5 protein-coding genes and 1 pseudogene are annotated in these 6138 nt (G+C 64.4%); 1 reads left to right on the top strand and 5 read right to left on the bottom strand.

The genetic code is table 11. From position 1 onward, the window contains the following. Positions 1-14 precede the first annotated feature (14 nt). The 3 genes from P353_RS16225 to P353_RS16235 are packed head-to-tail and all read right to left on the bottom strand — an operon-like array spanning position 15 to position 3444. Positions 15-971 (bottom strand): 3-hydroxyacyl-CoA dehydrogenase, encoded by a 957-nt coding sequence (locus tag P353_RS16225; RefSeq protein ID WP_034371560.1) that lies wholly within the window; start codon positions 969-971, stop codon positions 15-17. An 11-nt stretch (positions 972-982) separates the two neighbouring features. Continuing rightward, a complete protein-coding gene (locus P353_RS16230) occupies positions 983-1930 on the bottom strand; it encodes an alpha/beta hydrolase (protein ID WP_034371562.1) in 948 nt (315 codons plus the stop codon). A 53-nt stretch (positions 1931-1983) separates the two neighbouring features. Continuing rightward, positions 1984-3444 carry a flavin-containing monooxygenase gene (locus tag P353_RS16235; RefSeq protein WP_034371565.1) on the bottom strand — a complete coding sequence of 487 codons (1461 nt, stop codon included), beginning with the start codon at positions 3442-3444 and terminating at the stop codon, positions 1984-1986. 200 nt (positions 3445-3644) lie between these two features. Between P353_RS16235 and P353_RS16240 the strand changes: the two genes are divergently transcribed. Then, positions 3645-4682 (top strand): AraC family transcriptional regulator, encoded by a 1038-nt coding sequence (locus P353_RS16240; RefSeq protein ID WP_034371568.1) that lies wholly within the window; start codon positions 3645-3647, stop codon positions 4680-4682. Positions 4683-4831: 149 nt separating this feature from the next. Here P353_RS16240 and P353_RS16245 read toward each other — a convergent pair whose 3' ends face one another. After that, positions 4832-5791, bottom strand: coding sequence for a Gfo/Idh/MocA family oxidoreductase (locus P353_RS16245; RefSeq protein WP_034371571.1), 960 nt, complete (start codon positions 5789-5791; stop codon positions 4832-4834). Positions 5792-5880: 89 nt separating this feature from the next. Next, positions 5881-6138, bottom strand: a pseudogene (locus tag P353_RS16250) (protocatechuate 3,4-dioxygenase); the annotation flags it as partial.

Raw genomic sequence — 6138 nt, forward strand, 5'->3', positions numbered from 1 at the left:
AGTGCACCAAAGGCTCAGGCTTTTGAAGTACAGCGATCGACAATGCCGGCCAGTTGCGACAACTCCGGCACCGCCAGAAAGTCCGCCGCCGCATAGGCCGGATTCGGGTAGTCGTAATAGCCCTTGCCCGCCAGCACGCCGGTACGGCCCTTGTCCATCAACTCGGTCTTGACGTATTCGGCATTGGCCAGTTGCTGCGCATCGCCCTGCAGCCGCCCCCAGTAGGAGGACACGTCATAGCAAGTCTTCATGCCCACGATGTCCATCATTCCGAACGGCCCCATGCGGGCTCCGCGGTTGGCGATCAGGAAAGTGCGGTCCACATCTTCGGGTGTGGCGATGCCATTGGTCACCAGCGTCTGGGCTGCCTTGAGCAGTGCCGGGAACCAGGTGTTGATGACATAGCCGTTGTGCTCCACCGCGATGGGAATCGGCACCATGCCGGTCTCGATGCCGAACCGGGTGACGGTCTCCAGCGTGGCCCGGGCCGTCGCCGCGTGCGGCATGATCTCCACGACATTGGCCGACCAGATGTAGTTGGCGTAGTGCAGCGCGCAGAACTTTTCGGGCCGGCCCGTGGCAGCCGCGAAATCGCTGGGCAAAAAGGTGGATGAATTGGTGGCGACCACGGTATGGGACTGCAGCAGCGGCGCCATTTGCAGGTAGACACTGGTCTTGACATCGGGAATCTCCGGCACGGCCTCGATGACCAGATCAGCCTTGGCCACGGCCCGGGCCATGTCCGTGCCAAAGCTCAGGCGCTGGCGTGTGGCCTCGATGTCGGCCTCGCTGGCACCGAGTTCTGCCAGATAGATGGCCGCGTACTGCGCCTGTGCGGCGCGGCAGCGCTCCAGCGCATCTTCCGAGATGTCGTAGATGGCAACAGTTTTGCCCTTGAACGCGCTGTGCCAGGCGATCTGACCGCCCAGCACGCCCGATCCGAGGACGGTCAGGTGATTCACATGGGTCATCGCTGGCCTCCTCAGTGGGTTCTTGTTTTGAGCAGCGCGGCAAAGCGCTCGATGCTGCGCGTGATGACGGCCTGCGCGCCCGGCGACCAGCGGCCCATGTCGAAGAAGCCGTGGATCATGCCCGCACCTTCAATCAGCTCGGCCTGCCCGCCCGCAGCACGCAGTGCCTCGGCATAGGCCGCGCCCTGATCACGCAGCGGATCGAACTCGGCATTCACGATCACGGCGGGCGGCAGATTCGCCAGACTCTTGGCCTGCAGCGGTGCCAGGCGCGGGTCCAGCGCATCGGGGTAGGTGCCCGCGTAATGGTTGTAGAACCAGGCCATGGTCTCGGCTTCCAGGAAATAGCCCTTGGCGTTCTGCTCGGCGCTGGCGTACTCGGCGGCGGCGTGGTCCACCGCGGGGTAGATGAGCAATTGCGCAGCCAGGGCAATGCCCGCATCGCGCAGCTGCTGCGTCACCACGGCGCAGAAATTGCCGCCAGCGCTGTCGCCCGCCACGGCCACAGTGGCACTGCCCCCCAGCTCAGGCGCATGGGCGACCACCCATCGGGCGGCAGCCACGGCATCCTCTATGCCTGCGGGAAAAGGGTGCTCGGGGGCAAGCCGATAGTCCACCGACACCACCACGGCCCGCGCGCCACGGCAGATCTCGCGGCACATATTGTCATGCGTGTCCAGGTTGCCGATGACATAGCCTCCGCCGTGGAAATAGGCCACGGTGGGAAAAGGCCCGGTGCCTTCGGGCCGATAGATGCGCGCGGCCACAGGGCCTGCGCCGCCAGGCACGGTGGTGTCCTGAACGCTGGCCACGGGCACGATCTGCTCCGGTGTGAGCGAGCCACGGGTCAGCGCCAGATAGCCGGCGCGGCCCTCTTCGGGCGTGCCTTCAGCGGTGGCTTTCCTGTTGGCAGCGGCCAGCTGCTGCAGGACGCCGGCCAGATGGGGATCGAGAGCCATGGTTGAAGTCTCCTGTCGTTATAAAGAATGAGGGAACGGATACGGGGGCGGACCTAGCGATAGGCCAAGGCATCGTCCTGCAGCGATGCGGCGCTCAGAACCACGCGCTCTTGGGCGTACTCCAGGTCATGCCTCCAGGGCTGGCGGTCGCCCTGGCCGAACATGGCATCTTGCGCACGCAGCACATAGCCGGCGTTGAAGTTGTCGGCCTCTATCCATGACAGGCGCTGCATGCCGGCATCGGCTGCAGCCACGGTGGGCCGCACCTCGGCATGGCCTTGCTCGTGCATATGGGCAAGCAGGCGGCACACCCAGTCGCACACCAGGTCGCAGCGCAGCGTCCAGCTGGAGCGGAAGTAGCCCTGGGTGTAGGCCATATTGGGCATGCCCTCGATCATCACGCCCCGGTAGGAGATGCGCTCGCGAAAATCCACCGGCGCGCCATCCACGCTGAACGCAATGCCGCCAAAAAGCTTGAGATTGAAGCCCGTGGCAGTAACGATGATGTCGGCGTCCAGATGCCCGCCGCCGGTCAGCTGGATGCCGCTGGCGTCGAAGTTCTCTATGGTGTCCGTCACCACCGAGGCCTTGCCCTCGCGCATGGCCTGGAAGAAGTCGCCGTCGGGCACCACGGCAATGCGCTGCTGCCAGGGGCGGTAGCCGGGATTGAAGTGCTTGTCGATGTCGAATCCCTCGGGCAGATGGGAACGGATCTCGCCAAGCAGGAAGGCGCGCATCGCTTCGGGGTGCTGCCTCGAGGTTTGCACGATCTCGTCGGTGCGCGCGATAAAGGCGCGGCGCATGATCTCGTGGTACCAGTCCTCGGGCAGGTTCAAAGGCTTGAGCAGCGGCACCAGCGGATGCTCGGACGCGGGCAGGAAAAAGGTGGGCGAGCGCTGCAGCATGGTCACATGGCCCGCATCCGGCGCCAGGCTGGGGATCAGCGTGGCCGCCGTGGCACCCGAGCCTATGACCACGATGCGCTTGCCTGAGTAATCCAGCTCCTGCGGCCAGTGCTGCGGGTGAATGAGCTGGCCCTTGAAGTCCTTGAGCGTCGGCCACTTCGGCGTATAGCCCTGGCCGTGGTCGTAATAGCCCGCGCAGACCCAGAGGAAACCCGTGGTGAAGGTCTGCACCTCGTCCGAGCCACTGTGGGTGACTTCCAGCGTCCAGCGCCTGTCTTCGGAGGACCAGCGGGCCGATTGCACCTTGTGGCCGTAGCGGATCAGCGGGGCCAGATCGTTCTCCTCAATGGTCTCGGCCAGGTAGTGGCGAATCTCGTCCGCCGTGGCGATGGCATTGCCCGTCCAGGGCTTGAAGCCATAGCCATAGGTGAACAGGTCGCTGTCCGAGCGCGCGCCCGGGTAGCGGTGCGTCCACCAGGTGCCGCCGAAGCCGTCCATGGCTTCGAGGATGGCGAGGCTGCGGTCCGCGAACTGCTCACGCAGATGACGGGCCGCGCCAATGCCGGAAATACCGGCACCGATGATGAGAGAGTCGAAATGCTGTGCCATACCGGGTGTCTCCTGCTTGTCTGCTGGGGCGTGAGCCGACAGGAATGAGCAGGAATCGCGGCCTTGAGGAGAAGCTCCAGCCTGGGCCCGACTTGCATCAATCGTGTCTGTCACGCAGCCATGCTAGGTCTAGCCCTCTGGCAAAACTTGTGTTTGCGCGACAGGATTTTGATGTTGAACGACATGCAGTACATACCCCGATGCTCACCAAGCCCGCTGATTCCACCGTCATGACCTGTGTCCGCGCCGCCTCGCTTGCGGGCTTTGAAGACCTGGTGCGCGCGCAGGGCGGCGACCCCGCCGCCATCCTGCACGCTTGCGGCCTGGTGCCGGACGATCTGGCCGACCCCGAGCGCTATCTGCCCAGCCATGCCGTGGCCCTGGTCATAGAGGAAGCCGCCTGTGTGCTGGGCGTGCACGATTTCGGGCTGCGCCTGTGCGCGCAGCAAGGTGTCGAAACCCTGGGCCTGCTGGGGCTGGTCATACAGTCCGCGCCCACCGTGCGCGAGGGCATGATGCAGGGCGGCAAGTACGTCCACTTCCACAACCCTACCCTGAGCTACAGAACCTTCATGGCGCCTGACGAGGGGCTGGAATGCGTGGAAGTGCTCTCGCGCCTGCCCTCCCACGCCCACATGCCCCAGGGCACGGAAATCTGCGTGGCCTATATGTGCCGCCTGATCCATGTGCTGTCCGAAGGCGCGCTGCGCCCTGCGGCCATCCATCTGCGCCATGCCCCCGTGGGCACCAGCGCGCAATACCGACGGCACCTGGGTCAGTTGCCGCGCTTTGGCTCCAGCTTTGACGGCATTGCCATCGACCCGCTGGCCTGGCGTCAGCCCATGCCTCGCCACAACCGGCTGCTGCAGCAGTTTGTCGAGCGTTTCTTGTTGGGAGCCGCGCCAGGCAGGGATACCAGTGTGACGGAGCAGGTGCGCAACGCGCTGGCCAATCTGGTTCGCATGGGCATGGCCGACCTGCCCTCGGCGGCACGCGCCCTGAGCCAGCACCCGCGCACCCTGCAGCGACGCCTGCAAGCGGAAGGCGCAGCCTTCGAAGAACTGCGCGATACCGCGCGCAAGACCTGGGTGGCCCAATTGCTTGCGCAGCCCGAGCTGAGTCTGGGCCATATCGCGCAACTGCTGGGTTATTCAGACCAGGCCGTGCTCACCCGTGCCTGCCAGCGCTGGTTTGGCCAATCTCCCCGGCAACTGCGCCGTGGCCCCTGGGAGGCATAGTCCCGAGGGGCCTGGATCCGGCCACACAAGAATGCGACTGCGATCTCCTCGCGCAGCGACAGAGACTTTGCGCAATGAAACAAGCCCCCGCAGCCACAGGCTGCGGGGGCTTTCGTGCTGAGATGCGTCAGGCAATCAGTCCGCGCTGATCAGTCCGCGCTCAGCTGCTGCTCCAGCTCGTGCAGGACCTTGTAGCAGTTGAAGACCTGCTGCACGCTGGAGTTGGGTTCGCGGCCTTCACGGATGGCGGCAAAGAATTCGCGGTCCTGCAGCTCGATGCCGTTCATGGAGACATCGACCTTGGAAACGTCGATCTTTTCTTCCTTGCCATTGAACAGATCGTCGTAGCGGGCCAGGTAGGTACCGGTGTCGCCGATGTAGCGGAAGAAGGTGCCCAGAGGGCCGTCGTTGTTGAACGACAGGCTCAGTGTGCAGATCGCGCCGTTGGCGGCCTTGAGCTGGATGCTCATGTCCATGGCGATGCCCAGATCCTTGTGGATGGGGCCTTGCACGGCGTTGGCCTTGACGATGGGGCTGCCGGCCTGGTAGGCGAACAGGTCCACGGTGTGGGCAGCATGGTGCCACAGCAGGTGGTCGGTCCAGCTGCGGGCCTGGCCCAGCGCGTTCATGTTGGTGCGGCGGAAGAAGTAGGTCTGCACATCCATCTGCTGGATGTTGAACTCGCCGGCTTCGATCTTCTTGTGCACCCACTGGTGGCTGGGGTTGAAGCGGCGGGTATGACCCACCATGGCCACCAGGCCGGTCTGCTTTTGCAGCTCGGCCACTTCCTGCGCATCCTTCAGCGCGTCGGCCAGAGGAATCTCGACCTGCACATGCTTGCCGGCCTTCATGCAGGCGATGGCCTGCTCGGCGTGCATCTGCGTGGGCGTGCACAGGATCACAGCATCGACTTCGGGCAGCGCCAGGCTTTCGGCCAGATCGGTTGCCACATGCTGGATGCCGTATTTGTCGGCCACTTCCTTGGTCTGGTCAAAGCGGCGACCGACCAGGGAGACGACTTCCACGCCGTCGATGTTCTTGATGCCGTCCAGGTGCTTGATGCCGAAGGCACCCGCGCCAGCCAGCGCTACTTTGATGGTCTTGCTCATGATTGGGATCTCCGTAGAGCCGCCTCAAGGAGGCGAAGCCCCCCACAGGAGGGCAGTGAATACGCGAAGCAGCGAACGTGGTGAAACGTTCACTGATTCTCGAGGATCAGATGGCCCACCGCGGTGTTCGATGCGGGCACATGGTAGAAGCGGTGCGCCACCTTGGGCAGCGGTGCGGGGCCGTCCACATCGGACATGGCGCCGCGCGCGATCAGCCACATCACCAGCTCGATGCCTTCGGAGCCGGCTTCGCGCACATAGTCGATGTGCGGCATCTGCGCCAGACCGTGGGGGTTCTCGATCAGCAGGTCCAGGTACTGGTTGTCCCATTCCTTGTTGATCAGGCC

It is taken from the genome of Comamonas testosteroni (assembly GCF_000761245.1).
GTDB lineage: Bacteria > Pseudomonadota > Gammaproteobacteria > Burkholderiales > Burkholderiaceae_C > Comamonas > Comamonas testosteroni_C.

Bases quoted from the DNA above. Each gene is read 5' to 3' on its own strand.
- P353_RS16225 (WP_034371560.1), bottom strand. From the start codon at position 971: ATGACCCATGTGAATCACCTGACCGTCCTCGGATCGGGCGTGCTGGGC.
- P353_RS16230 (WP_034371562.1), bottom strand. From the start codon at position 1,930: ATGGCTCTCGATCCCCATCTGGCCGGCGTCCTGCAGCAGCTGGCCGCT.
- P353_RS16235 (WP_034371565.1), bottom strand. From the start codon at position 3,444: ATGGCACAGCATTTCGACTCTCTCATCATCGGTGCCGGTATTTCCGGC.
- P353_RS16240 (WP_034371568.1), top strand. From the start codon at position 3,645: ATGCTCACCAAGCCCGCTGATTCCACCGTCATGACCTGTGTCCGCGCC.
- P353_RS16245 (WP_034371571.1), bottom strand. From the start codon at position 5,791: ATGAGCAAGACCATCAAAGTAGCGCTGGCTGGCGCGGGTGCCTTCGGC.